Below are 24,880 nucleotides of genomic sequence, written 5' to 3'. Positions count from 1 at the left end.
CGGTAGTGCCCGCCCCGCCTAACGGAGTGTTTATGGCAGTCAAGGTCCTGGTGGTGGACGATTCGGGTTTCTTCCGCCGCCGCGTCTCGGAAATTCTTTCCGCCGATCCAACCATCCAGGTGGTCGGCACGGCCACCAACGGTAAAGAGGCGATTGATCAAGCCATTGCGTTGAAACCGGACGTGATCACCATGGACTACGAGATGCCGATGATGGATGGCATCACCGCAGTCCGGCACATCATGCAGCGCTGCCCGACCCCGGTGTTGATGTTCTCCTCGCTGACCCACGAAGGCGCCCGGGTGACCCTCGACGCGCTGGACGCGGGTGCGGTGGACTTCCTGCCGAAGAATTTCGAAGACATCTCGCGCAACCCCGACAAGGTCAAGCAGATGCTGTGCGAGAAGGTGCACAGCATTTCGCGCAGTAACCGTCGCAGCCTGTTCAGTGCGCCTGCGCCTGCGCCAGTTGCCGCGCCGACGCCTAGCACCTCGACGTTTGCTCGCCCGGCCCCGGCCCCGATAGCCCGGCCCGCAGTGGCGCCGGTGCGGGCCCCGGCACCGAGCGCGCATTCGCCTGCGCCCAAGCGCAAAGCCTACAAGCTGGTCGCCATTGGTACGTCTACCGGCGGCCCGGTGGCCTTGCAGCGCGTATTGACCCAACTGCCGGCCAACTTTCCGGCGCCGATCGTGTTGATCCAGCACATGCCCGCCGCCTTCACCAAGGCCTTTGCCGAGCGCCTGGACAAGCTGTGCCGCATCAGCGTCAAGGAAGCCGAGGATGGTGACATCCTGCGTCCTGGCCTGGCACTGCTGGCACCGGGCGGCAAGCAGATGATGGTCGACGGCCGTGGCGCGATCAAAATCCTGCCGGGCGACGAGCGCTTGAACTACAAGCCGTGCGTGGATATCACCTTCGGCTCGGCGGCCAAGTCCTACGGCGACAAAGTTCTGGCGGTGGTACTCACCGGCATGGGCGCCGACGGCCGTGAAGGCGCACGCCTGCTCAAGCAGGGTGGCAGCGCGATCTGGGCGCAGGACGAAGCCAGCTGCGTGATTTATGGCATGCCCATGGCCATCGTCAAGGCGGACCTGGCTGACGCGGTTTATAGCCTGGACGACATTGGCAAACATCTGGTGGAGGCCTGCCTCTGATGGATGTCTTGAGCCTGATTGGCATCACCATGGCGTTTGTCGCGATTATCGGCGGCAACTACCTGGAAGGCGGCCACCTCGGCGCCTTGGCCAATGGCCCGGCGGCGCTGATCGTGATTGGCGGTACTGTGGGCGCGGCGCTGTTGCAGTCGCCGCTGAGTTCGTTCAAGCGCGCCATGCAGATTCTGGTGTGGATTATCTTCCCGCCGCGCGTGGACCTGCCCGGCGGCATCGACCGTGTGGTCAACTGGAGCCTCACCGCGCGCAAGGAAGGCCTGCTGGGCCTGGAAGGCGTGGCCGATGCCGAGCCCGACAGTTACGCACGCAAAGGCCTGCAATTGCTGGTCGACGGCGCCGAACCCGAGGCGATTCGCAGCATCCTTGAGGTGGATTTCTACACCCAGGAAAGCCGCGACATCAACGCCGCCAAAGTCTTTGAAAGCATGGGCGGCTACGCGCCGACCATCGGCATCATCGGTGCCGTGATGGGCCTGATCCACGTGATGGGCAACCTGGCCGACCCGTCGCAGCTGGGCAGCGGCATTGCCGTGGCGTTTGTCGCCACCATTTACGGCGTGGCGAGTGCCAACCTGGTGTTGTTGCCGGTGGCCAGCAAGCTCAAGTCGATCGCCATGCGCCAATCGCGTTACCGCGAAATGCTGCTGGAGGGCATCTTGTCGATTGCCGAGGGCGAGAACCCGCGCTCCATCGAATTGAAGCTCCAGGGCTTCATGGATTAATGCCCATGCACATCGACCTGTGGCCAGTGAGCGTTATGTGGCGAGCGAACTCGATGTGGCGAGCGAGCTTGTTGTGGCGAGTGAGCTTGCTCACGCTGGGCTGCGAAGCAGCCCCAAAACCATACACCGCAACCTGCCTGAACAAACGCATTGCCCGGAGTGGGGCCGCTTCACGCCCCAGCGCGAGCAAGCTCGCTCGCCACAGTGAAGCGGGCACCCGTGAAGTGGCCCACCGTGAAGCGCTCAATAGGGGTCAGGGAGGTATCTGCCTGTGAGCCGTCGCCGCCGCGAGCCTGAAGAGCACGTCAACCATGAACGCTGGCTGGTGTCTTACGCCGACTTCATCACCTTGCTGTTCGCGTTTTTTGTGGTGATGTACTCCATCTCGTCGATCAACGAGGGCAAGTACAAGATTATTTCCCAGGCGCTGGTGGGCGTATTCAACGACACCGACCGCTCGCTCAAGCCGATCCCGATTGGCGAGGAGCGGCCCAAGACCGTGACGCCGGCCAAGCCGCTGGTCAATGACAGTGACGAAACCGCCGCCGGCATCGGTGGCACCAGCGACCCGCTCAAAAGCATCGCCGATGACATCAGTGCCGCGTTTGGCGACTTGATCAAATCCAACCAGATGACCGTGCGCGGCAATGAGTTGTGGGTGGAGATCGAGCTTAATTCCAGCCTGCTGTTCGCCAGCGCCGATGCGTTGCCGAGCGATCAGGCGTTCACCATCATCGACAAGGTGGCGGCGATTCTCAAACCGTTTGAGAACCCGATCCACGTCGAAGGCTTTACCGATAATTTCCCGATCAGCACCGCGCAATACCCGACCAATTGGGAGCTGTCATCGGCACGGGCCTCAAGCATCGTGCGCATGCTCGCGATGCAGGGCGTGAACCCTGGGCGCCTGGCGTCGGTGGGTTACGGTGAGTTCCAACCGGTGGCCAATAACGCCACTGCCGAAGGCCGCGCGCGCAACCGCCGTGTGGTGCTGGTGGTGTCACGTAACCTGGATGTGCGCCGCAGCCTGACCGGCACCGGTACTGCCAACGCAACACCGGATGCAGCCTTGAAGCGGGCTGGCACACAAACTGCACCGCCAACCGTTAAGCCGCCGGTTCGTCAGAGCGCCGTCAATTCTCCGTCACCGGCTCAATAATGTTATGTAATGTCTCGGTCGCGCCTTAGCCTACCGGGAGGAACCAACTGAATGAGAGTCTGGGCAGTTGCCAATCAAAAGGGTGGAGTCGGCAAGACCACCACGTCCATCGCCTTGGCCGGCTTGCTGGCCGAGGCGGGCAAGCGTGTGGTCGTGGTCGACCTGGACCCGCACGGCTCGATGACCAGTTATTTCGGCTATGACCCGGATGCGCTGGAGCACAGCTGTTACGACCTGTTCCTGCACAAGGGCAGCGTACCGGCAGATTTGCCCGGGCAATTGCTGCTGCCCACCAGCAACGAGAGCATTTCGCTGTTGCCGTCGAGTACCGCGCTGGCGACCCTTGAGCGCCAGTCGCCGGGGCAGAGCGGCCTGGGCCTGGTGATCGCCAAGACCCTGGCGCAACTGTGGCAGGACTTCGACTACGCGATCATCGACAGCCCACCGTTGCTGGGCGTGCTGATGGTCAATGCCTTGGCGGCCAGCCAGCAGTTGGTGATCCCGGTACAGACCGAACACCTGGCGGTCAAAGGCCTGGAGCGTATGGTCAGCACCTTGGCGATGATCAACCGTTCGCGCAAACAGGCGCTGCCGTTCAGCATCGTGCCTACACTGTTCGACCGTCGTACCCAAGCGTCGCTGGGCACCTTGCGGGTGTTGCGCGATGCTTACCCGGAAACGATCTGGAACGGCTACATTCCGGTGGACACGCGCTTGCGTGACGCCAGCCGCGCCGGGCTCACGCCGTCGCAGTTCGACGGCAAGAGCCGTGGCGTACTGGCTTACCGTGCGTTGCTTAAACATCTGCTGTCCCAGCAACTTGTGGCGCAGGTGGCGTGATGAACCGTCCCGTTGAGCTTAAGACCCGGCCGCAACTGGCACTGGAATCCTACCTGGACGCCTTGTTGCAGGATGCGACGGCAGAAGAATTGCCCGAGCCGATTCTGGTCCTTGAACCGGTCGTAGTCGAACCCGAAAGCACCCTGGATGAATTTCAGTTAGCGGTGCTGGAAGAACAGGCTCGTGATGCCCACGTGGTGGTGCCGATTGTGCCTGCGCCCGTGGTGGTCACGCCCGTGGTGGTTGAACCGGTGGTCGATGTGCACCTGCCGCCGAGCATCACGCCGCCGCCGGTCACGGGTGACGGTCGCCCATCGTGGGCGGCCGAGCCGTTCGAGTGCCTGCTGTTCGACGTCGCCGGGTTGACCCTGGCGGTGCCGCTGGTGTGCCTGGGGTCGATCTACTCGCTGGAAGGCCAGGAGCTGACGCCGCTGTTCGGGCAACCGGAGTGGTTCCTCGGCATCCTGCCCAGCCAGGCCGGCAACCTCAAGGTGCTGGATACGGCGCGCTGGGTGATGCCCGACCGCTACCGCGATGATTTTCGCCAGGGCTTGCAATACGTGATCTCGGTGCAGGGCTACGAGTGGGGGCTGGCGGTGCATCAAGTCAGCCGCTCGTTGCGCCTGGACCCGAATGAAATCAAGTGGCGCAGCCACCGGGGCCAGCGGCCTTGGCTGGCGGGCACCGTGATTGAACATATGTGCGCGTTGCTCGACGTCGCCGAACTGGCCGAGTTGATCGCCAGTGGGGCGGTCAAGACGATGCCACAGAACAAACGCAGTTGATTGAACAATAAGGGCCGTGCGGTTGCGCGGTCGAAGAAGCACACACTGAAGGGGTCAGGGGTATGAACAAGTCAGCATCCGCACAAGGTTTGGATGATCCGATCCTGCAATGGGTTACCTTCAAACTGGACAATGAAACCTACGGCATTAACGTGATGCGCGTGCAGGAAGTGCTGCGCTACACCGAAATCGCCCCGGTTCCAGGCGCGCCGAGCTACGTGCTGGGCATCATCAACCTGCGTGGCAACGTGGTGACGGTGATCGATACCCGCCAGCGTTTTGGCCTGATGCCTACTGAAGTCAACGACAACACGCGTATCGTGATCATCGAAGCCGACAAGCAAGTGGTCGGTATCATGGTCGACAGCGTGGCTGAAGTGGTTTACCTGCGCCAATCGGAAGTGGAAACCGCGCCGAACGTCGGTAACGAAGAGTCGGCCAAGTTCATCCAGGGCGTGTGCAACAAGAACAACGAGCTGTTGATTCTGGTTGAGCTGGACAAGATGATGAGCGAAGAAGAATGGTCGGAACTGGAGAGCATCTGATTGTTCCTTGATGCGGCGGTGATTGTCCTGGCCCTGTTGTGGGCCGGGACGTTGGCATTCCTGCTGCGCTATATGCGCCAGCAACGGGAACTGGCCGTGCAGCAGGCCGAGCGCGATGCTGTGCGTGACCGACGGATTCTGGATTTGGTCAAGCGTGTGGATCACTTCCAGCAGAGTGCGGTGAAGGTCGGGGATGAAGTGCATGAACTGCGCGCGATTCTTGGGCCGTTGCCGGATAAGTTGGCGCAGATTGAGCAGCGTGATCCTTCAAGCCTGTCGTTTGCCCAGGCGGCCAAATTGGTCGGCATGGGGGCGACGGTGGATGAGCTGACGCAGTCGTGTGGGTTGACCCAGGCTGAGGCGCAGTTGATGAGCAAGTTGCACAAGAGCTGATTGCGGCGATCCTCTGAGACACCGCGGTCGAAATGTGGGAGCTGGCTTGCCTGCGATGGCATCAACTCGGTGTACCTGATGTACCCAAGTGCCTGCATCGCAGGCAAGCCAGCTCCCACAGTTGACCGAGTATTGTTCTGTTGCTCTGGCCATTACATCCTTTTCGCTGGCAAAATCAGCGGTCTTTTGATCTGCGCTTGAGATCGAAAGCCGACCGGAGTGGTTGGATCAAAAGCGCATCAATGTGCTTTCGGGCTGCCGATACATTCCTTATAGCAAGGCTCCACACGCACATCCGGCCTGTCGTCGACGTAGAAGCCGTCGCGATTGGGCATTTTCAGATGAGTGAGGGTGGCAGCATCCACCGTGGCGTTCGCTTCCACTATCTCGTTTTTGTTCAGGATATAACCCACCACTGCGTACACCTGATCATTGCTCAACGACTGTGGTTGCTGGAAGGGCATGGTGCGCCTGACATAGTCGAACAGGGTGGTTGCGTAGGGCCAATAACTGCCGACAGTTTTGACCGGTTTGGATGTGGGGAGCGAGCCTGCGCCGCCCATTAGTGCCGGGCCGGTGCCGCCCTCCAGGTTGGCGCCGTGGCAGCCAAGGCAGCTGGTTTGATAGACCTTTTCGCCTTCCATGACCGTGCCTTGTCCGGCGGGCAGGCTCTTGCCATCGGGAGCGACGTCGATGTTCCAGCGGGCGATGTAGTGCTCTGTCACCGGCTGCCCCAAGCCGGATTGCGCAGCCGTCGATGCGCATGCGACCACGCCCATGCTCAGTAGCCCCAATGCCATGGCGGTAAGGTTATGCACGGCCATTGCTCACCTCCCCATTGGCGTTGATGCGCCAGGGCTGGACTGCATTGTTGTGGTAGAACGAGAAGTCCCCGCGCACGGCTTTCAGTTGTTCCAGGCTGGGTTGCACGTAGCCGGTCTCGTCGATGGCGCGGCTCATGATGAGCATTTCTTTGCCCTGCCATTGGAAGGGCGCGCGAAACACCGTCAGGCATTTGTTCAGCACCGGCTCCTGCAGCGTGGCCGCATACCAGTTGTTCCCGCCGTCGACGGACACGTCCACGCGGGTGATTTTGCCGTTGCCGCTCCAGGCGATCCCGCGTATTTCATGCGGGCCTTTGCGGGTGAGTGTCTGGGTGCCGGACGGGGCCGTGATGAGTGACTTGCACTCCATCACGAAGGAGAACTTCCTGGCTCGCCCATCTGGCATCAAGTCGGTGTATTTGGCCGTTTCTTCACGGCTGTACGCCGGGGCATCGGTGACATGCAGGCGGCGCAGCCACTTGATGTGGGTATTGCCTTCATAACCCGGAACGATAAGACGCAGGGGGTAACCTTGCTCGGGGCGCAGCCTTTCGCCGTTTTGGCTGTAGGCGACCAACACGTCATCCAGGCATTTTTCGAGCGGCAGGCTGCGGGTCATGGCGGCGCCATCGGCGCCTTCAGCCACAACCCATTTCGCCCCTGGCTTAAGGCCAGCCGCGTGCAGCAAGGTTTTCAGCGGCACGCCGATCCACTCGGCACAGCTGACCAGGCCCGCGACTTCAGCGGCGGTTTTGCCCCAGGGCGGCAGGAATGAAGGGTTGCCCGAGCATTCGATGAAGTGGATGCGCGAGACGGCGGGAAACTGGCGTAGCTCATCGAGGGTGAATAGCAAGGCTGTGTCGGTCAGCCCATGAATCACCAGGAAGTGCCTGGCCGGATCAATCGCTGGCACGCCGGCGTGATGGCGTTCAAAAAACAGCCCGTTGGGCGTAATGATGCCGTCCAGTTCCTGCAGGGGCGAAGTACTGTAGGCCGACATGCGCTCGGTAAGCCCGGGGTAGAGATTGCGCACCGCATCCGTCTCAAAGCTGGACGGTTTACCGTAGGGCACACCGGTGGGACCGCCCAAGGTTTTTGTCCAGGCCGGCACTTCCAGTTGTTCATCGGCTGATCCGGGAGACTGTGCCGCGCGCGCCAACGGGCCAAAAGCAACCCCGAGCGCGGCGCTGCCAACCAGCAGGCTGGTTTTGCCGAGGAAGTCCCGGCGAGCCAGGGGCGCGGCGATTGCGGGTTTATCGTCTGTTGAGTCGTCTTTCATTCTGGCTCTCCTGAGCAAAAATTTTGGCGACTCACCAGCGGTTAACGCTGCACCATGGGTTTTAATGTAGTCGGTTTTTAATCGCAGGCTTTGAAATTGATGTAACCCGGCGACGAATTAATTTTCAAGCGGATGGCTTTTTTCTCCTCCTCAAAGGTCCACATCCTTCAGGAACCCTTGAACCCAGGAGAATGCCCCCATGACCACCCCCAAAGCACTGTTGATCCTGCACGGCAAGCAAGCCCTCAATGAGGACGTGCGCGCTGCCGTGCAGGCCCGGCGCGAGCAGGGTTGGGAGCTGGCGGTACGGGTGACGTGGGAGGGCGGCGATGCCCAGCGCCTGGTCAATGAAGCCTTGGCCGACGGTTATACCCACTTGATCGCCGGTGGTGGCGACGGCACGTTGCGTGATGTAGCCGAGGCCATGGCCTTGGCCAAGACCGACGCCAGCCTGGTGTTGATGCCGCTGGGCACCGCCAACGACTTTGCCCGCGCCGCCGGTGTGCCGCTGGAGCCTGAACGCGCGCTGGCGCTGCTGGATGTGCCGCCCAGGGCCATCGACCTCGGTCAGGCCGGTGGGCAGATGTTCCTCAATATGGCCACCGGCGGCTTTGGCAGCCAGGTCACCGCAAATACCTCTGAAGACCTGAAAAAAGTGCTGGGCGGCGCGGCGTATCTGTTCACCGGGCTGTCGCGTTTCAGCGAGTTGAAGGCGGCGTATGGCGAGCTGGAAGGGCCTGGCTTTCACTGGAAGGGCGATTTGCTTGCACTGGGCATCGGCAACGGCCGCCAGGCGGGCGGTGGGCATGTGCTGTGCCCTGGCGCGCTGGCCGATGATGGCTTGCTTGATATCAGTATTTTGCCGGCGCCCCAGGAAGTGGTCGGCACGCTGATGACCCTGATGAGTGACGGCTGGGGCCTGGACAATATGTTTGTCCGCGCGCGCCTGCCATGGGTCGAGATCAAAGTGGCCGAAGGGCTGTATATCAACCTTGATGGCGAGCCATTGAAAGGCGATGACCTGCGTTTTTCCGCGCTGCCCAAGGCCCTGCGCGTGCACTTGCCGGCGGGCTCGCCGTTAGTCGTCCAGGCTGATGATCTGCTCGCGAACGGCGAATAACACCAGGCCCGCCACGTCGAAGATCTGCAGGCGTTTCATGATCTGCGAGCGATGCGCTTCCACTGTCTTGATACTCAAGCCCAGGCCATGGGCGATTTCCCGGGTGGACTTGCCGCGCACGATCAAACGCAGGATCTCCAGCTGGCGCGCCGTAAGGTTATGGCTGTCGGCGGCGGAGGAGACAGGCCCCTGGCTGCGGATCAGCGCCTGGTTGATCACCGTGTGGGCAATCGCAGGGCTCAGGTAGCGCTCGTTGTTACGCAAGGCCAGCAGGGCATGTTCCAGCTCGCTGGCGGTGGTGTCCTTGAGCAGGTAGCCATGGGCGCCGGACTCCAGCGCGCGCATGATCAGCTCCGGGTCGGTGTGCATCGACAGGATCAGCACCTTGCTTTTGGGGTAGGCCGCCTTGAGTTGCTGAAGGGCGTCGAGGCCGCCGGTGTATTTCATCGACAGGTCGAGCAGCACGATATCTGGCTGCAGCGCGCTGAATGTCTCCAGCAATTGCGCGCCATCGCTGGCCTCGCCGATCACGCTGTAGCCTTGGATATCCTGGATCAGCGCGCGTACGCCGGCCCGGATCAGTGCGTGGTCATCCACCAGGAGTAAGTTGCAAGTCACTCGAGAACCTTAGGGGAATTGGCCCGTTCGAGGGCGCGGGGCGCCCAGGGAAAAAGCGCGTCGATGCGCGTGCCTTTGCCTGGCTGGCTGCTGACAGACAATGCACCGCCCAGTTGGTCGATGCGCTCGGTCATGCCGGCCATGCCTCGTTGGCCTTCAAGGCCTGGGTTGGTCGCCGGTGAAAAGCCCAGGCCGTCATCGCAGATCATCAGCGACAGGCCTTCGGGCAGGCGTTGCAGGCGTACCAGCAAATTCTGCGCCTGGGCATGGCGCAACATATTGGTCACCGCTTCCTGGGTGATGCGAAAGGCGGCCACGGCCATTTCTTCCGGGATGCCGGTCAGGCGCTGCTGGCATTCCAGGCTCCAGTGCACCGAGGTGTTTTCCAGGGTCTTGAGCAAGTGCGCGCGCAGGCTCGCCTCAAGGCCCAGGCTGGCCAACTGGCGGGGGTTGAGGATGGCGGACACGTCGCGCACTTTGGCCAGGGTTTCGTTCAAGGTATTGCATAACACCGTGCATTGGCTTTGCAGGTCGTCGGGCAGGCGACGCTTGAGCCATTCGCTTTGCAGTTTGGCGGCGGTCAGCAGTTGGCCGATATCGTCATGCAGTTCGCGGCTGAGGCGGTGGCGTTCGTTTTCCTGGACCTGTAGCAGGCGGTCGGCCAGTTCCTGCGGCTGGAATTTTATCGACTTGCGCGAGCGCCACTGCTGCAGCCCCACCACCACCAGGGTGGCCAGGTTGAGCAGCACTATCAACAAAGGCAGGGGAGCTGAGCGTGTGTAGGCCCACAGACTGACCAACAGCGAGCAAAGGCACAGGGCGAGGGCCAGGCGGCGAGCATTGCTGCGGGACACGGACCTTGCGATGAGTGACTTTAGGCTGGCGTACATAGCGGATGGAGCCAATGAAGGTTCGCTGCGGGAAGACCGGTCACTGCGGCTGACAGGGCTCTGTGTAGAATACGGTGCTGGAACGTTTTTTTATACATGATGAAGTTGAGTCACTTCGAACGGGGCATAGTACCACCACTATTACCGTCGGTCGCCTGGCGCCTTACCCGGTGCCGCCTAATCTGCGCCAAACGCCGAGGAACCTGACTCCGTAGTTCAAAGAGCCAGCGGTTTACTCAGCATAGTTATATTAATTTGGTTTGTTTGTATCGATATTGCGTTGATGGCTAATTGATATATATCGCCCACGCATCATTGTCGACCGTTTAATGTACGGTCGTTTTTAGATAACTCGACGATCAAATACGACCTGTCAGTACTCAGGACGCGTGATGTACGCGCTGTTGTGGTTTATGCGTGAAGTCTTTCTGCGGGATGTGCAAAGTGACGGTCGCGATCAGTGTGGTTTGTTCGCTGTCGTCCAGCGTCAGTTCGCCGGTGCGGATGTCGATCAGCTCCAGTTGCCAGGCCAGCAGCGTCAGGCAGTCATGCAGGGCACTCAGCGCCTGGTCGTGCAGCTCCATGGGGCTTGCGGCGTTGGCGATCAGGTATTGGATATGTCGGGAAAACTCGCTGATCGCCTGCAGGGCCAGGCCTTCGGCTTTTTCCGCCAGCTTGGCCAGGCTGGTTTTCATGCAGTCGATGGCATCGCTGTCGTTGCGAATCAGATGTAAATGGTGCAGGCACTCTTCTGACTTGGCCAAAAGCTTTTCGGCTTCCAGCAGAAACTCGGGAAGTGCAGTCTGCCATTCGTTTGCGCTATTCATCATGCAAGTCTCCGCAACATAAGGTCGGGTGATGAGATGTCGCACCGGGTGAATGGCGTAAAACTACCGCTGAAATATGACTGAGATCTGTAGCCTGCTTCTGAAATTTCAGTAGGACCGTTACTTGAATGATCAGAGTAGCCGTGGAAGGCCCTGGTCATTCGGGTCATTTGCACAACTTTGGTTGCCGCCACGTATAAGTCTGGAAGACCCGTGGGCCGAGGGCTTGGGATGGCAAACAAAAGCCTGACTCCATTCATGCAATGAGAATGGCGTCACATTAATGGCTATTAGATATCGCGAATATCAGGTCGGGCCTGATTGTGCATAGGGGAATCCCTTACACAGCGGAACCCTACGTCGATTTGAATGTCGCGCAAGGTCGCTGTACTGCCGTCTGGAGAGCGGATTGCAGTAAACCATGATGTCAGTGTGACATCAATGTATTTACATGGCATTTTACCGGGGTCAAGGTCTGGCGCTTGCCGCCGATAACCACCCTTAAGTGAGCTGCACAATCCCACATCAGGAGCTTTTAATGGCCGGCATTCTCGACACGGTAGATCAACGCACGCAACTGGTGGGTGAGAATCGCCTGGAGATCCTCATGTTTCGCCTGGCCGGGCGGCAATTGTTTGCGATCAACGTGTTCAAGGTTCAGGAAGTCCTGCAACTGCCCAAGTTGACCCTGATGCCCCAGCGTCACCCGTTTGTATGCGGCGTGGTCAACCTGCGTGGCCAGACCCTGCCGGTCATCGACCTGTCACAGGCCATCGGCATGCGCCCGCTGGTGCCGGGGCCGAACAGCACGATTATCGTCACCGAGTACAACCGCTCGGTGCAGGCCTTCCTGGTGGGCGGTGTGGACCGTATCGTCAACATGAACTGGGAAGCCATCCTGCCGCCACCGGCCAGCGCCGGGCGCCAGCATTACCTCACGGCCATCAGCAAGGTCGATGACCAGTTGGTGGAAATCATCGACGTGGAAAAAGTCCTCGCCGAAATCGTGCCCTATAACGCCAAAGTCTCCCGCGAAAAACTCGAAGACCCGGTGCTGGAACGTGCCCGTGGCCGCGAAGTGCTGCTGGTGGACGATTCCAACGTGGCCCTCTCGCAACTGCGCGACACCCTGGGGCAACTCGGCGTGAAGATGCACATTGCCAGCGACGGCCTCAAGGCGCTGAACATGCTCAAGGCCTGGGCCGACAGCGGCCAGGTCATGACCGACAAATTGCTGATGATCTTCACCGACGCCGAAATGCCCGAGATGGACGGCTACCGCCTGACCACCGAAATCCGCAACGACCCGCGCCTGCGTGGCCTTTATGTGGTGCTGCACACCTCGCTGTCGGGCAGCTTCAACGACTCAATGGTCAAGAAGGTCGGTTGCGACAACTTCCTGTCCAAATTCCAGCCCGACAAGCTGGTGGATGTGGTGCGCCAACGCTTGATGTTGGACGAAGTGCCCGCCTGAGCAGGCGGCCTATTGTGGCAGGCAGTCTCGTGATGGCAGGCAGGCTTGCTGTGGCAAGCAGGCTTGTTGTGGCGAGCAGGCTTGCCCTGCGTTGGGCTGCGAAGCAGCCCCTATAAAGGCGCCGCGTACTTCCAGGCAAAACCAAAGCGCCTGGTTTCAGGGCCGCTTCGCCCCCCAACGCCGGGCAAGCCTGTTCGCCACAGTAAGCTTACCGGTCACAAGAGCTCCAGCGACCTTTGATTCTGGAAGTCCCGTCCTATAGGGTGGCGCTTTGTCCCCCTCAGGAATGCAGGCCCATGCTTCGTCTCAGCGCGCTGTACCGTTACCCCTTGAAGTCTGGCAAGGCCGAAGCCTTGCAGCACATCGGCCTGGATAAACTCGGGCTGGATGGGGATCGACGCTGGATGCTGGTGGACGAAGCCAGTGGCCGATTCCTGACCCAGCGGGCGGTGGCGAAGATGAGCCAGTTGTCGGCGTTGTGGAACAGCGCCGGTGGCCTGACCCTTAATTCGCCTGGCTTTGCCACGCTGGACGTGGCGCTGCCGGGCAGCGATGCCGAGTTGCGCGGCGTGACGATATGGCGCGACACACTGCGTGTGCCGGATGCCGGCGATGCGGCGGCGGCCTGGGTCAGCGACTTTATCGGCAAGCCCACGCGGCTGGTGCAGGTGCCGCTGGCACGTGCACGTACTACCGAGGCCGGTTATGGCAAGGACGACGATCAGGTCGGTTTTGCCGATGGTTTCCCCTTGCTGCTGATCGGCCAGGCCTCGTTGGACGACCTGTCCCAGCGCATCGGCCGGCCGATGGAAATGCTGCGTTTCCGTCCCAATCTAGTGATTGAAGGCAGCGAGGCCTTCGCCGAAGACGGTTGGAAGCGCGTGCGTATCGGCGACGTGGAGTTTCGCGTGGTCAAGTCGTGCTCGCGCTGCATCCTCACCACCATCGACCCGGCCAGCGGCGAGCGCAGCGCCGACCGTGAGCCGCTGGCGACACTCAAGACCTACCGTGAGCAGGGCGGTGACGTGATGTTCGGCCAGAACCTGGTCAACGATGGCAGCGGTGAATTAGCCGTCGGAATGCCCGTGACGATCCTGGAATAAAAAATGCCCGTCTCCTGCGAGACGGGCATTTTTTTGCGCTGTAACCCTTAGCCGCGGTATTCGCACAGGTAAGCGGTGTCTACGGCAACCTTCAGTTGGAACTTGCTGTTGGCCGGCACGTTGAACTGGCTGCCGGCCGCGAAGGTTTCCCAGGCGTTGGCATCTGGCAGCTTGACGGACAGGGCGCCGGACACCACGTGCATGATTTCACGCTGGGCGGTGCCGAATTCGTATTCACCCGGTGCCATCACGCCGATGGTCGCAGGGCCCTCTGCGGTGCCGAAAGCGATCGACTTGACGGTGCCGTCGAAGTACTCGTTGACTTTGAACATGGGTGAATCCTCGGAAAAGGGTCTGGAAAGGTCGGCCAGTATGCCCAAGGCCGGGGGTGCTGCCTAGACCGGCAAAATCAACGGCAGCAGGCGTGCGGTGTTGCGCGCGTCTTCCAATGCCCGATGTTGCTGGCCATGGAACTGCATCCCCGCCAATTGCAGCGCACCGTTGAGCCCCAAGGGCTTGTCCAGCCGCCGGGCCTTGGCGAAACGCTGCTTGAGGTTCACATGCGCGGTCTGGGCGAGCGCGCTGGTCAGGCCATGGCGTTGCCATTCAAGTTCAAGCTGCGCGCGGTCGTAGTCGCCCCAGCTGGCCCAGCCTTCCAGGCGCGCTTGATGTTGGCCCAGCCAACGCTCAAACAAGGGCCACACCTCGGTGATCGGCGCCGCCGCGTCGATGTTGGCCTGGGTGATATGCGTGAGTTGGCGACAGAACGGCGTCAGCAAGGGGCGACGCAGCGGCCGCACAAAGCGCTGGAAGTGATCCAGTTCGCGGCCCTGGCGGTTCACGAGGCTGGCGCCGATCTCGATGACTTCCATCTCCGTCACGGGCCAGCCGCCTTCATCCGTTGTGGCTTCAAGGTCAATAATCAGCCAATGGGGCATCGTGCAGGTTCCCGTACTCGTCCTTTCCTGATGGGGATAGAGCGTAGCTGGGCCGTGTAGTTCCGCCTAGGGTGTTATTCGATCTCCAGCAAAACCTGGCGATTGCGCACTTGATCACCTGCGACGACCTGCACACCCTTGATCACACCGTCGATGCCGGCCGTCAGCGGATGTTCCATTTTCATGGCTTCGAGCACCAGCAGCAGTTGGCCTTTGCTGACGCTTTCACCGGCGCTCACGCGGATATCGACAATCGCGCCGTCCATCGGTGCCTTGACGATGCCGGTGCTGGCGTCGGCCTGGCGGCTGGCGACGTGTTGGGTGCGGTTGATGATCTTCACGCCCGGCAGCCAGAGCTGAGTGTCGTCCAGATGGTAGGGCAGGCGACGGCGAATGCCGTCGATCACCAGTGTGGCCCAGCGGCCGTCGGTGGTCAGGTCATGGATCTCGATGCCGTTGGCTTGCAGATGGTTGCCGTCCAATACGTTGACGTCGAGGTCCTGCACCTCGTCGTTCACCGCCAGGCGATAGCGCCAGGCGGCCTTGTTGCGCCATCCCGACAAGCCTTGGCGGTGGGTGTTGGCGCTGTGTTGGTAAAACAGTGCGGCGGCCAGCGCGACCTGCTCCTTTGTCGCGGCGTGACGTGGGATGTCATTGAAGTGTTTGGCGATAAACCCGGTACTGAACTCGCCTGCGATAAAGTCCGCTTGCCCGAGCAGGTCCACCAGCAAACCCTGGTTGGTGGTGACGCCCAGTAACACGGTGTCTTGCACTGCGCGCAGCAATTTGCGCCGGGCCTCTTCGCGGGTGGCGCCGTGGGCGATGATTTTGCCCAGCATGGCGTCATAGAACGGGCTGATGCGCTGGCCCTCAAGCACGCCGTGGTCGATGCGTACCCGGGCAGCCGGCTCCCAGCGCAGCACGTCGCCGGTTTGCGGCAAAAAGCCCTGGGCCGGGTCTTCGGCGTACAGGCGCACTTCCATGGCGTGGCCGGTCAGGGTCACGTCGGCCTGTTGCAAGGGCAGCGGTTCGCCAGCGGCGATGTTCAGTTGCAACTCAACCAAGTCCAACCCCGTGATCAGTTCGGTGACCGGGTGCTCCACTTGCAGGCGGGTGTTCATCTCCAGGAAGTAGAAGTGGCCGTTGCGGTCGAGCAGAAATTCGACGGTGCCGGCGCCGACGTAATTGACCGCACGCCCAGCCTTCAGCGCAGCTTCGCCCATGGCTTGGCGCAGCGCAGGTGTCATCACCGGGCAGGGCGCTTCTTCGATGACTTTCTGGTGGCGGCGCTGGATCGAGCAGTCGCGTTCGCCCAGGTAAATGAGGTTGTTGTGGCTGTCGCCGAACAGTTGGATTTCAACGTGGCGCGGGTCGATCAAAGCTTGTTCGAGGATCAGTTCGTCGCTGCCAAACGCGTTGAGGGCTTCGGAGCGTGCGGTACGCAGTTGATCGAGCAGTTGGCTGCCGTCGTGGACCAGGCGCATGCCACGCCCGCCACCGCCGGCACTGGCTTTGATCATCAGCGGGTAGCCGATACGGTTGGCTTCTTGCTGCAAGGTCGCGTCATCCTGGGCATTGCCTTGGTAACCGGCGATGCACGGCACACCCGCGTCGAGCATGGCGAGTTTGGACTGGCGTTTGCTGCCCATCAGCTCGATGGCGGCAACGCTGGGGCCGATGAAGGTGAGGCGGGCGTCCAGGCAGGCTTGGGCGAATCCAGCGTTTTCGGAGAGGAAGCCGTAGCCGGGGTGGATGGCGTCGGCGCCTGTGCGTCTGGCGGCGTCGAGGATGGCCGGGATGTTGAGGTACGACTGGTTAACCGGCGCGGGGCCGATGTGGACGGCTTCGTCGGCCATTTGCACGTGCAGGGCCTGGGCGTCGGCGTCGCTGTAGACGGCGACGGTGCGGTAGCCCAGGGCTTGGGCGGTGCGTTGGATGCGGCAGGCGATTTCGCCGCGGTTGGCGATCAGGATTTTGGTGAATGCAGGCATGGGTTTATCCCTTGGCACATTGGGTGAATGTTCGGCCCCTATCGCAGCGATGCGGCGACCCGACAAGCCAGCTCCCACAGTTTGAAATGCATTCCCCTTGTGGGAGCTGGCTTGCCTGCGATGGCGTCATCGAGACCACCCAGGCTTACGCTTCTGCACAAACGCCTGCGTCCCCTCAATCCCTTCTTCACTCGTCACCGCCTCGGCAAACCATTCTGCGGCCTGATCCAACAGCGGGCCCACCGGTTGTTCCACACTGGCGAGCAACAGCGCTTTAGTCCGCGCATTCGCCCCCGGCGCACAGCGCAACACCTGCCCCAGCACCTCATCCAATCGTTCCGCCAATGCTTGTGCATCGCGCTCGACGTAATGCACCACGCCCAACCGCTCAGCCTCAACCCCATCAAACCGCGCCGCCGTCAGCGCCAGTCGGCGTGCCTGGGTCAAGCCAATGCGCTTGACCACAAACGGCGCAATCTGCGCCGGCAACAAGCCCAGGCTGGTCTCAGGTAGCCCGAACTGCGCCTGGTGGTCGGCAATCGCGATATCACTCACGCACGCCAGCCCAAAGCCGCCGCCCAGCACCGCGCCTTGCAGCACCACGATCACCACTTGCGGCACGGCTTCGACAGCTTGCAGCAGGGTGCCGAAGGCGCGGTTCAGCGCCGGCAACTGCCCGCCCGCCATGACCATGTCTTTCACATCCGCCCCGGCACAGAAGTGCCCACCGGCGCCGCTGATCACCACGGCGCGCACCTGGCTGTCCAATTGTGCCAATACCGACCGCAGTTCGTTGACCATCTCCAGGCTCATCGCATTGCGGCTGGCGGGGCGGTTAAGGGTGATGTGCAGCACGCCGTTGTGCGGCTCGAGCAGCAGGGTGTTCATGATTTTTTCCCGGGCAGGGTGCCCATCAATTTGCAGATGATGCCCAGCATGATTTCGTCGGCGCCGCCGCCAATCGACACCAGCCGCACATCACGGTAGGCGCGGGCCACCGGGTTGTCCCACATAAAGCCCATGCCGCCCCAGTATTGCAGGCAGCTGTCGCTGACCTCACGGCCCAGGCGCCCGGCCTTGAGTTTGGCCATGGAGGCCAGGCGGGTCACATCCTGGCCTTTGATGTATTGCTCGGTGGCCTGGTAGACCAGCGCGCGCAGGCATTCGATTTCGGTGGACAGCTCGGCCAGGCGAAAGTGGATCACCTGGTTGTCGATCAGCGCCTTGCCGAAGGTCTGGCGCTCTTTGCAGTATTCGATGGTGCTGTCGATACAGTGCTCCAGGCCCTTGATCATATTGGCCGCGCCGAACAGGCGTTCTTCCTGGAACTGCAGCATTTGCATCATGAACCCTGCGCCTTCGTGGCCGATGCGGTTGCGTTGCGGCACGCGCACACCGTCGAAAAATACTTGGGCGGTCTCGGAGCTGTGCATGCCGAGCTTTTCCAGCGGCGGGCTGACGCTGATGCCAGGGGTGGTCATTGGCACCATGATCAGTGATTTGTTGATATGCGGCTTGTCGTCGGAGGTGTTGGCCAGCAGGCAGATAAAGTCGGCGCTGGGCGAGTTGGTGATCCACATTTTGCTGCCGTTGATCACGTAGTCGCCGCCGTCCTTGCGCGCGTGGGTTTTAAGCCCCGCCACGTCGGAGCCGGCGCCGGTTTCCGAGACGCCGATGCAACCCACTTGCTCGCCGCTGATGGCCGGGCGCAGGAATTCGTCGCGCAGTTCATCGGAGCCGAAGCGGGCGAGGGCGGGCGTGCACATGTCGGTTTGCACGCCGATGGACATGGGGATGCCGCCGCAGCGGATGGTGCCGAATTCTTCAGCGGCGACAATGGAGTAGCTGTAGTCCAGGCCCATGCCGCCGAATTGTTCCGGCTTGGAAATGCCCAGCAGGCCGAGGTCGCCGGCCTTGCGGAAAATTTCGTGAATGGGGAAGCGCCCGGCTTTTTCCCACTCGTCCACGTGCGGGTTGATCTCGCGGTCGACGAAGGCACGCACGGTGCGGCGCAGTTCCTGGTGTTCCTGGGTGAAGATCATTGTTGTTGTTCTCCTTGTTGGGACGCGGAGCGTCCTTGGCTGCGTTACCACGCGGAGCGTGGGAACGATCAGCGCGCTACACCAAAGCTGTTGGGCTGCAGTTGGCGCACCTCGGCCTCGTGGCAGATATCCAGCAAGAACCCCAATAGCGTGCGGGTATCGCGTGGATCTATCAGCCCGTCGTCCCACAGGTTGGCGCTGCCATAGAGGGCGATGGACTGGCTGTCGAGTTTCTGCGCGGTGACCTGTTCGAGCATGTCCAGCACCTTGGGGTCGGGCACCAGACCGTCCTTCAATTGCTTGGCCTCAGTCACGATGCGCAGCACCTTGCCCGCCTGCGCGCCGCCCATCACCGCCGTGCGGCTGTTGGGCCAGGCGAAGATAAAACGCGGGTCCAGGCCACGGCCGCACATTGCATAGTTGCCCGCGCCATAAGAGCCGCCGACCACCACCGTGAGTTTAGGCACCCGCGCATTGGCCACCGCCTGGATCATCTTCGCGCCGTGCTTGATCACGCCTTGTTGCTCCGACTCGGTGCCGACCATAAAGCCGGTGGTGTTGTGCAGGAACAGCAGCGGCGTGCGGCTCTGGTCGCACAGTTGGATAAATTGCGCCGCCTTGCTCGCACCCTTGGGGGTGATGGGGCCGTTGTTGCCGATCACACCGACGGCGCGGCCCTGGATATGCAAGTGGCCGCAGACGGTGTGGGCGTCGAACTCGCCTTTGAACTCCAGAAAGTGCGAGCCGTCGGCCAGGCGTGCGAGGATTTCGCGCACGTCGTAGGGTTTTTTCGGGTCATCGGGGATCAACCCCAGCAACTCGTCGATAGGATACAGCGGCTCCTTGTAAGCCCGTTGTGGAGCGGGTGGCAGGCGATCATCCCACGGCAGCAGGCTGACGATTTCGCGCACGATGCGCACGCCATCGGCATCGTTTTCCGCCAGGTACTCGGCCGTGCCGGCGGTTTGCGCGTGCATCTCGGCGCCGCCCAGCTCTTCATCAGTCGCGACTTCGCCGGTGGCGGCCTTGAGCAGCGGCGGCCCGGCCAAAAACAGCTTGGCCTTGCCGCGCACCACCACCACGTAATCCGACAGCCCCGGTTGATACGCGCCGCCCGCCGTGGCCGAGCCGTGTACCACGGTGATCTGCGGCAAGCCCATGGCCGACATGCGCGCCTGGTTGGCGAAGCTGCGTGCGCCTTCGACGAAAATCTCGGCGGCGTAATTGAGGTTGGCACCGCCGCTTTCCGCCAGGGTCACCACCGGCAGTTTGTTTTCCATGGCGATCTGTTGCAGACGCAGGGATTTTTTCAGGCCGGACGGCGAAATGGTGCCGCCCTTGATCGCGCTGTTGTTGGCCACCACCAGCATGCGTACGCCGCTGACGTAGCCGATACCGGCGATCAAGCCGCCTCCGGCCGCGCTGCCGTCTTTGTCATCGTGGAGTTTGTAGCCGGCCAGGCTGGCCAATTCCAGAAACGGCGCGCCGGGGTCCAGCAGCAGGTTGAGGCGCTCGCGGGGCAACAACTGGCCGCGTTTGTCGAACTTGGGTTTGGCTTCCTGTGCTTTGGCGAGCAGGTTGTGCTCCAGTTGGCGCAACTGTTGGATGCTTGCCAGCATGGCTTCACGGTTGTGCGCGAACTGTGGGCTGTGGGCGTCGATCAGGCTTTCAATCACCGGCATGGTTCAGTGCTCCGTCTTCAGCACATCGGGTAAATAGGCGCGGTGGAAACCGTTGAACGGCTCGCTCGGCGGCTGCGCCTTGTGCAGCGGCCAGGCGCGGCTGCCCAGGCTGGCAGCGCCGTCGATGCGCAAGGTGCTACCGCTGATAAACGCGGCGGCGGGGCTGAGCAAAAACACGATGGCCGCGCTGACTTCCGATTCGGTGCCGATGCGCTTGAGCGGCACGTGCTCACGCAGGGTGGGGATCACTGCCTTGAACGCGCCTTCGTAGGTGTCCATGCCGCTGGACGCAATCCAGCCCGGCGCCACGGCGTTGACGCGTACACCGGCGTAACCCCATTCGAAAGCGGCGGTCTTGGTAAAGTTGTCCATGCCTGAGCGTGCAGCACCCGAGTGGCCCATGCCGGGCATGCCGCCCCACATGTCGGCGAGCATGTTGACGATGGCGCCGCCGTGCTTGTTCATCGACTGGTTGAACACTTCACGGGCCATCAGGAAACCGCCGACCAGGTTGGTGCGCAGTACGGTTTCAAAGCCTTTTTGATTGATCGAAGCCAGTGGCGACGGGTATTGACCGCCGGCGTTGTTCACCAACCCATGGATCGGCCCATGCTCGCGGATGATCTGCGTGACCAGCGCTGTCACTGCTTCTTCATCGCGAATATCACAGGCCTGCCAATGCGCGGTGCCGCCGTCTTCGGCGATTTCGGCGGCCACCTGTTGCAGCTTTTGCGGCTTGCGCCCCACCAGTATCACACTGGCACCAAGGGCCGCCAGTTCATGGGCGGTGCAGCGGCCAATGCCACTGCCGCCGCCGGTGACTATCACGGTTTGCCCCTGGAACAGGTCGGCTTTGAAGATCGAGTCGAAGGCCACGGCGACGGTCCTTTAGGAGAGTTGATCGGCTATGTGTTGCGGCACGGCGATGGGGATTTCCAGCAACTGTTGGGCGAAGGCCTTGCCTTGCGGGTCGATGCGCAGGCTGGCGATGCCGCCGCCGCCCAAGGCGTTTTCCAGCAGGAAATTCAAGCTGTGGCTGCCGGGCAAGTACCAGCGCTCGACACGGCCGTGAAGTGGGTCGAGCACGTGGCTCATCCAGTCGACGATCACCTCCGGGGTCAGCGCTTCGGCGATCCAAGGCAGGTAGTCGGGGTGGCGGGCGATTACGCCGATATTGCTGTGGTTGCCCTTGTCGCCGGAGCGCGCCACGGCCAGTTTCACCAGGGGCACACTGGCGTCCGCGCGGCCTTCGGGTTTGGGTGGATCAATCGGCGCGGCGGGTGTGCGCATCGGCGCTGATGAAGGCAATGCAACGGCGTGACGCGCGCCTTGGAAGTCGACCTGCGGTGCGCAGGATGATTTGTCGATCAGGAATGAAAACAGCCGGATCAGCGGGTACACGGTCGGTCGCCCGCCGACAATGCCGGTCAAGCCGGGTGCCATGCCGGTCGCCGCCTGGGCGATCTCGCGGGCGAACAGCACCAAGGCCTGCTTGCTGGGGTGGCGTACCGCCAATTTCACCACCACCTCGCGGCAATCCTGGCGCTGGGCGTGGGCACCGTAGGTGGCTTCGCTGCCGAGCAGTTCAATGTTTACCTCGGTGTAAGGCGCCCAGCCGCGTTGGCTGAACAGTTCCGAGGTCTTGTTGATGATCGCCTGGCTGACTCGCTCGGCCTTGGCCACCGCGTCGATCCCGGCGATCAGGCAGCTGGCGGTGCAGCGGAAACCGTCGGGGTAAGTGGCGCTGACCTTGTACTGGTCGGTGGGCGGTAAACCCTTGGCGCCGTGCAGGCGCACGCAGTTTTGGCCTTGCTGCTGCAGCTTGACCTGGCTGAAATCGCAGATCACATCGGGCAGTAAATACGCGCGCGGGTCGCCGATTTCATACAGCAACTGTTCGGCTACGCTGAGTTCGCTGATCAGCCCACCGGTGCCGGCGACTTTATTCACGGTAAATTGGCCGTCGGCGCTGACTTCGACGATGGGAAAGCCGATGTGCTCGTAGTCCGGTACATCACGCCAATCAGTGAAGTTACCGCCGCTGCACTGCGCGCCGCATTCGATGATATGACCGGCGAGCGCAGCTTGAGCGAGGCGGTCGTAGTCCTGCCACGACCAGTTGAACTCATGCACCAACGCGGCGCTGACCACGGCGCTGTCGACCACGCGCCCGGTAATCACAATATCGGCGCCCAGCGCCAGTGCCTGGGCAATGCCGGGTGCACCGAGGTAGGCGTTGGCCGAAACGCACATCGGCGGCAGGGGCGCGCCGTTGAACATATCGGTAATGTTGTGCAATTGCTTGAGTTGAGGTTGCAGGTCGTCGCCCAGCAGTACGGCGATTTTCAGCGGCACACTGGCCTTGTCGCAGGCCGCTTGCAGGGCGGCGGCGCAGGCGTGCGGGTGGATGCCTCCGGCGTTGCTGATCACACGGATGCCCTGGCGCTGGATCTCCCCCAGCAACGGCGTGAGCACCTCGACAAAATCCGTGGCGTAACCGGCCTGGGGATCTTTCATCCGCGCACCGGCGAGGATCGACATGGTGACTTCCGCCAGGTAGTCGAACACCAGGTAATCCAGGGCGCCGCCGTGCACCAATTGGGCGGCGGCCGTGCAGGTGTCGCCCCAGAAGGCGCTGGCGCAGCCAATACGAACCGTCTTGCTCATGAGAAATCCTTCCTCCGATGGCTGGTGTCGAGACTACCAAGCAAGCGCTTGGTTTGTAAACGGTTGATATAAGTTTTGCCCAAGCGCTTGCTTGGCTGGCGGCCACGGCCTAAATTGCCGCCCAAGACGTCAGTAGAGATGAAGGAGAGCAGCATGGATGAGCAAAAAGCCCTGCGGGTGATGCGCACCATGGTCGACGGCGGCCAGTTGACCGACCCCGACAGTGCCCGGGGCAAGTTGCTGCAAACCGCGGCTCACCTGTTTCGCAACAAGGGTTTCGAGCGCACGACCGTGCGTGATTTGGCCAGTGCCGTGGGCATTCAGTCCGGCAGCATCTTTCATCACTTCAAGAGCAAGGACGAGATCCTGCGTGCCGTGATGGAGGAAACCATCCACTACAACACCGCGATGATGCGCGCTTCACTTGAAGAGGCCAGCAACGTGCGTGAGCGCGTGCTGGCGCTGATCCGCTGCGAGTTGCAGTCGATCATGGGCGGCAGTGGCGAGGCGATGGCGGTGTTGGTTTACGAGTGGCGTTCGCTGTCGGCCGAGGGCCAGGCTCAGGTGCTGGCGCTGCGCGATGTGTATGAGGACATCTGGCTGCAGGTGCTGGGCGAGGCCAAGGCGGCGGGTTACATCCGGGGCGATGTGTTTATCACTCGACGCTTCCTGACCGGCGCCTTGTCCTGGACCACCACCTGGTTTCGCGCCGAAGGCAGCCTGACCCTCGAGCAGTTGGCCGAGGAGGCGCTGTTGATGGTGCTTAAAGCTGATTGAGGCGCAAGCTATTAATTTGCCGACGGAAAGTTGTCTCCCCTGACAAAAACGCCTAGCTTATTGCCATCAGAGTGTTAAACGGTGTGTGCCTCAATGTTTTCGCCATGGCGGCTGGCTGCAGGACTGACTATATGGGCACTGGGCACCGCGTGGTGGCTGCCGGCGTCGGCCGCGCAATTGGTCAGGATCGGCGCCGCGCACTTCCCGCCCTACACCGTTCGGCCCGAGCAGGGCGCCGATACCGGTTTGTTGCCGCAACTGGTCGAAGCCCTGAACGCTGCGCAAACCGACTACCAGTTTGTGTTGGTGCCGACTTCGATTCCACGGCGCTTTCGTGATTTCGAGCAAGGTCGGGTCGACATGGCCATCTTCGAAAACCCCGACTGGGGTTGGCAGGATATTCCCCACACCAGTGTCGACATGGGGTTGGAAGATGCAGAAATCTTCGTCGCCCAACGTAAGCCCGGCCGGGACCAAAGCTATTTCACCGACCTCGCCGGTAAGCGCCTGGCAGTGTTCAGCGGTTATCACTACGCCTTTGCCGGTTTCAACCCCGACCCCAAGAACATGGCCGAACACTTCAACGCCACATTGACCTACTCCCATGACAGCAACCTGCTGATGGTGGCGCGCGGGCGTGCCGATATTGCGCTGGTCACGCGTTCGTACCTGAGCGACTTCATGGTGCGTAATGCGGACATGGCCGGGCAGTTCCTGGTCTCGGAGCGGATTGACCAGGTGTATCACCACTACGCGCTGGTACGGCCCAAAGCGCCGATCACCGGCGCGGCGTTCGCCGAGCTGCTCAAGCACCTGCGTGAGAGCGGGGAGATGTTGAAGATCTTCGAGCCGTATCGCATTGATGTGAGGCCGGTGCCCTGATTATCTGCGTTGAGCAGGCCTGTTGTGGCCACCTGGCTTGTTGTGGCAAGCAGGCTTGCTGTGGCGAGCAGGCTTGTTGTGGCGAGCAGGCTTGCCCTGCGTTGGGCTGCGAAGCGGCCCCAGTAAGGCCACCGCGCTCTTCCAATTAGT

25 protein-coding genes are annotated in these 24,880 nt (G+C 61.7%); 12 read left to right on the top strand and 13 right to left on the bottom strand.

Annotated elements, in window-relative coordinates:
- The first annotated feature begins 32 nt into the window (after positions 1–32).
- From HX790_RS07395 to HX790_RS07365, 7 genes are all read left to right on the top strand, one after another.
- A complete protein-coding gene (locus HX790_RS07395; protein ID WP_169984811.1) occupies positions 33–1,154 on the top strand; it encodes a chemotaxis response regulator protein-glutamate methylesterase in 1,122 nt (373 codons plus the stop codon).
- Positions 1,154–1,894 (top strand): flagellar motor protein, encoded by a 741-nt coding sequence (locus HX790_RS07390; protein ID WP_005790033.1) that lies wholly within the window; start codon positions 1,154–1,156, stop codon positions 1,892–1,894. Before HX790_RS07395 ends, HX790_RS07390 begins: the two co-directional genes overlap by 1 nt.
- A gap of 271 nt (positions 1,895–2,165) precedes the next feature.
- Complete coding sequence (gene motD, locus HX790_RS07385) at positions 2,166–3,053, top strand: flagellar motor protein MotD (RefSeq protein ID WP_017134960.1); 888 nt, start codon at positions 2,166–2,168, stop codon at positions 3,051–3,053.
- 51 nt (positions 3,054–3,104) lie between these two features.
- Complete coding sequence (locus HX790_RS07380; protein ID WP_017134961.1) at positions 3,105–3,893, top strand: ParA family protein; 789 nt, start codon at positions 3,105–3,107, stop codon at positions 3,891–3,893.
- A complete protein-coding gene (locus tag HX790_RS07375) occupies positions 3,893–4,678 on the top strand; it encodes a CheW domain-containing protein (protein ID WP_017134962.1) in 786 nt (261 codons plus the stop codon). Before HX790_RS07380 ends, HX790_RS07375 begins: the two co-directional genes overlap by 1 nt.
- A gap of 62 nt (positions 4,679–4,740) precedes the next feature.
- Positions 4,741–5,223 (top strand): chemotaxis protein CheW, encoded by a 483-nt coding sequence (locus tag HX790_RS07370; RefSeq protein ID WP_017134963.1) that lies wholly within the window; start codon positions 4,741–4,743, stop codon positions 5,221–5,223.
- Positions 5,224–5,616 (top strand): DUF2802 domain-containing protein, encoded by a 393-nt coding sequence (locus tag HX790_RS07365; protein ID WP_017134964.1) that lies wholly within the window; start codon positions 5,224–5,226, stop codon positions 5,614–5,616.
- Positions 5,617–5,855: 239 nt separating this feature from the next.
- Here HX790_RS07365 and HX790_RS07360 read toward each other — a convergent pair whose 3' ends face one another.
- Both HX790_RS07360 and soxC read right to left on the bottom strand, forming a co-directional pair.
- Positions 5,856–6,440, bottom strand: coding sequence for a c-type cytochrome (locus tag HX790_RS07360; RefSeq protein ID WP_017134965.1), 585 nt, complete (start codon positions 6,438–6,440; stop codon positions 5,856–5,858).
- Entirely contained in the window at positions 6,427–7,719 is a 1,293-nt protein-coding gene (soxC, locus tag HX790_RS07355; protein ID WP_017134966.1) for a sulfite dehydrogenase, read from the bottom strand. The genes HX790_RS07360 and soxC overlap by 14 nt, the downstream gene beginning before the upstream one ends.
- 199 nt (positions 7,720–7,918) lie before the next feature.
- On the opposite strand from soxC, the gene yegS reads away from it, so the two are divergent.
- Positions 7,919–8,839: a lipid kinase YegS gene (gene yegS, locus HX790_RS07350; RefSeq protein ID WP_017134967.1), complete on the top strand. Its 921-nt coding sequence runs from the start codon at positions 7,919–7,921 to the stop codon at positions 8,837–8,839.
- Here yegS and HX790_RS07345 read toward each other — a convergent pair.
- The 3 genes from HX790_RS07345 to HX790_RS07335 all read right to left on the bottom strand — a co-directional run bounded on the left by HX790_RS07345 (position 8,798) and on the right by HX790_RS07335 (position 11,177).
- Positions 8,798–9,457 carry a response regulator transcription factor gene (locus HX790_RS07345; protein ID WP_017134968.1) on the bottom strand — a complete coding sequence of 220 codons (660 nt, stop codon included), beginning with the start codon at positions 9,455–9,457 and terminating at the stop codon, positions 8,798–8,800. The genes yegS and HX790_RS07345 overlap by 42 nt on opposite strands.
- Positions 9,454–10,347, bottom strand: a complete 894-nt coding sequence (locus tag HX790_RS07340; RefSeq protein ID WP_026013517.1) for a sensor histidine kinase — start codon at positions 10,345–10,347, stop codon at positions 9,454–9,456. The genes HX790_RS07345 and HX790_RS07340 overlap by 4 nt, the downstream gene beginning before the upstream one ends.
- Positions 10,348–10,727: 380 nt before the next feature.
- Positions 10,728–11,177: a hypothetical protein gene (locus HX790_RS07335; RefSeq protein WP_017134970.1), complete on the bottom strand. Its 450-nt coding sequence runs from the start codon at positions 11,175–11,177 to the stop codon at positions 10,728–10,730.
- Between the two features lie 535 nt (positions 11,178–11,712).
- Here HX790_RS07335 and HX790_RS07330 point away from each other — a divergent pair.
- Both HX790_RS07330 and HX790_RS07325 read left to right on the top strand, forming a co-directional pair.
- Positions 11,713–12,648: a chemotaxis protein CheV gene (locus tag HX790_RS07330; RefSeq protein WP_017134971.1), complete on the top strand. Its 936-nt coding sequence runs from the start codon at positions 11,713–11,715 to the stop codon at positions 12,646–12,648.
- Between the two features lie 296 nt (positions 12,649–12,944).
- Positions 12,945–13,751: an MOSC domain-containing protein gene (locus HX790_RS07325; RefSeq protein ID WP_017134972.1), complete on the top strand. Its 807-nt coding sequence runs from the start codon at positions 12,945–12,947 to the stop codon at positions 13,749–13,751.
- A gap of 47 nt (positions 13,752–13,798) precedes the next feature.
- Here the strand turns inward: HX790_RS07325 and HX790_RS07320 are convergent, their stop codons facing one another.
- The 8 genes from HX790_RS07320 to HX790_RS07285 form a co-directional block, all read right to left on the bottom strand.
- Positions 13,799–14,083 carry a pyrimidine/purine nucleoside phosphorylase gene (locus HX790_RS07320; protein ID WP_010566373.1) on the bottom strand — a complete coding sequence of 95 codons (285 nt, stop codon included), beginning with the start codon at positions 14,081–14,083 and terminating at the stop codon, positions 13,799–13,801.
- A gap of 63 nt (positions 14,084–14,146) precedes the next feature.
- Positions 14,147–14,689 (bottom strand): exonuclease domain-containing protein, encoded by a 543-nt coding sequence (locus HX790_RS07315; RefSeq protein ID WP_017134973.1) that lies wholly within the window; start codon positions 14,687–14,689, stop codon positions 14,147–14,149.
- Positions 14,690–14,763: 74 nt separating this feature from the next.
- Entirely contained in the window at positions 14,764–16,680 is a 1,917-nt protein-coding gene (locus tag HX790_RS07310) for an acetyl/propionyl/methylcrotonyl-CoA carboxylase subunit alpha (RefSeq protein ID WP_017134974.1), read from the bottom strand.
- Between the two features lie 126 nt (positions 16,681–16,806).
- Positions 16,807–17,568 carry an enoyl-CoA hydratase/isomerase family protein gene (locus tag HX790_RS07305; protein WP_138448967.1) on the bottom strand — a complete coding sequence of 254 codons (762 nt, stop codon included), beginning with the start codon at positions 17,566–17,568 and terminating at the stop codon, positions 16,807–16,809.
- Positions 17,565–18,722, bottom strand: a complete 1,158-nt coding sequence (atuD, locus tag HX790_RS07300) for a citronellyl-CoA dehydrogenase (protein ID WP_017134976.1) — start codon at positions 18,720–18,722, stop codon at positions 17,565–17,567. The genes HX790_RS07305 and atuD overlap by 4 nt, the downstream gene beginning before the upstream one ends.
- 68 nt (positions 18,723–18,790) lie before the next feature.
- The gene (gene atuC, locus HX790_RS07295; RefSeq protein ID WP_176991394.1) at positions 18,791–20,404 is read right to left on the bottom strand and encodes a geranyl-CoA carboxylase subunit beta; all 1,614 of its coding nucleotides are present in this window, start codon (positions 20,402–20,404) and stop codon (positions 18,791–18,793) included.
- A 3-nt stretch (positions 20,405–20,407) separates the two neighbouring features.
- A complete protein-coding gene (locus HX790_RS07290) occupies positions 20,408–21,280 on the bottom strand; it encodes an SDR family oxidoreductase (RefSeq protein WP_017134978.1) in 873 nt (290 codons plus the stop codon).
- A gap of 12 nt (positions 21,281–21,292) precedes the next feature.
- The gene (locus tag HX790_RS07285) at positions 21,293–23,071 is read right to left on the bottom strand and encodes an acyclic terpene utilization AtuA family protein (RefSeq protein ID WP_176991393.1); all 1,779 of its coding nucleotides are present in this window, start codon (positions 23,069–23,071) and stop codon (positions 21,293–21,295) included.
- Positions 23,072–23,224: 153 nt separating this feature from the next.
- Here HX790_RS07285 and HX790_RS07280 point away from each other — a divergent pair, with 153 nt between their 5' ends.
- Positions 23,225–23,848: a TetR/AcrR family transcriptional regulator gene (locus HX790_RS07280; RefSeq protein WP_017134980.1), complete on the top strand. Its 624-nt coding sequence runs from the start codon at positions 23,225–23,227 to the stop codon at positions 23,846–23,848.
- Positions 23,849–23,941: 93 nt separating this feature from the next.
- Complete coding sequence (locus HX790_RS07275; protein WP_176991392.1) at positions 23,942–24,730, top strand: ABC transporter substrate-binding protein; 789 nt, start codon at positions 23,942–23,944, stop codon at positions 24,728–24,730.
- The last annotated feature ends 150 nt before the right edge of the window (positions 24,731–24,880 follow it).

Source organism: Pseudomonas sp. IPO3747 (assembly GCF_013385245.1).
In the GTDB taxonomy this organism is placed as follows: Bacteria; Pseudomonadota; Gammaproteobacteria; order Pseudomonadales; family Pseudomonadaceae; genus Aquipseudomonas; species Aquipseudomonas edaphica.
The sequence above is the reverse complement of the archived record's forward strand: the minus strand, read 5'-3'. Positions and strand labels throughout refer to the sequence as shown.

Coding starts and splice junctions, on each gene's coding strand:
- HX790_RS07395 (WP_169984811.1), top strand. CDS start 33: ATGGCAGTCAAGGTCCTGGTGGTGGACGATTCGGGTTTCTTCCGCCGC.
- HX790_RS07390 (WP_005790033.1), top strand. CDS start 1,154: ATGGATGTCTTGAGCCTGATTGGCATCACCATGGCGTTTGTCGCGATT.
- HX790_RS07380 (WP_017134961.1), top strand. CDS start 3,105: ATGAGAGTCTGGGCAGTTGCCAATCAAAAGGGTGGAGTCGGCAAGACC.
- HX790_RS07375 (WP_017134962.1), top strand. CDS start 3,893: ATGAACCGTCCCGTTGAGCTTAAGACCCGGCCGCAACTGGCACTGGAA.
- HX790_RS07370 (WP_017134963.1), top strand. CDS start 4,741: ATGAACAAGTCAGCATCCGCACAAGGTTTGGATGATCCGATCCTGCAA.
- HX790_RS07360 (WP_017134965.1), bottom strand. CDS start 6,440: ATGGCCGTGCATAACCTTACCGCCATGGCATTGGGGCTACTGAGCATG.
- soxC (WP_017134966.1), bottom strand. CDS start 7,719: ATGAAAGACGACTCAACAGACGATAAACCCGCAATCGCCGCGCCCCTG.
- yegS (WP_017134967.1), top strand. CDS start 7,919: ATGACCACCCCCAAAGCACTGTTGATCCTGCACGGCAAGCAAGCCCTC.
- HX790_RS07340 (WP_026013517.1), bottom strand. CDS start 10,347: ATGTACGCCAGCCTAAAGTCACTCATCGCAAGGTCCGTGTCCCGCAGC.
- HX790_RS07335 (WP_017134970.1), bottom strand. CDS start 11,177: ATGATGAATAGCGCAAACGAATGGCAGACTGCACTTCCCGAGTTTCTG.
- HX790_RS07330 (WP_017134971.1), top strand. CDS start 11,713: ATGGCCGGCATTCTCGACACGGTAGATCAACGCACGCAACTGGTGGGT.
- HX790_RS07325 (WP_017134972.1), top strand. CDS start 12,945: ATGCTTCGTCTCAGCGCGCTGTACCGTTACCCCTTGAAGTCTGGCAAG.
- HX790_RS07320 (WP_010566373.1), bottom strand. CDS start 14,083: ATGTTCAAAGTCAACGAGTACTTCGACGGCACCGTCAAGTCGATCGCT.
- HX790_RS07315 (WP_017134973.1), bottom strand. CDS start 14,689: ATGCCCCATTGGCTGATTATTGACCTTGAAGCCACAACGGATGAAGGC.
- HX790_RS07310 (WP_017134974.1), bottom strand. CDS start 16,680: ATGCCTGCATTCACCAAAATCCTGATCGCCAACCGCGGCGAAATCGCC.
- HX790_RS07305 (WP_138448967.1), bottom strand. CDS start 17,568: ATGAACACCCTGCTGCTCGAGCCGCACAACGGCGTGCTGCACATCACC.
- atuD (WP_017134976.1), bottom strand. CDS start 18,722: ATGATCTTCACCCAGGAACACCAGGAACTGCGCCGCACCGTGCGTGCC.
- atuC (WP_176991394.1), bottom strand. CDS start 20,404: ATGCCGGTGATTGAAAGCCTGATCGACGCCCACAGCCCACAGTTCGCG.
- HX790_RS07285 (WP_176991393.1), bottom strand. CDS start 23,071: ATGAGCAAGACGGTTCGTATTGGCTGCGCCAGCGCCTTCTGGGGCGAC.
- HX790_RS07280 (WP_017134980.1), top strand. CDS start 23,225: ATGGATGAGCAAAAAGCCCTGCGGGTGATGCGCACCATGGTCGACGGC.
- HX790_RS07275 (WP_176991392.1), top strand. CDS start 23,942: ATGTTTTCGCCATGGCGGCTGGCTGCAGGACTGACTATATGGGCACTG.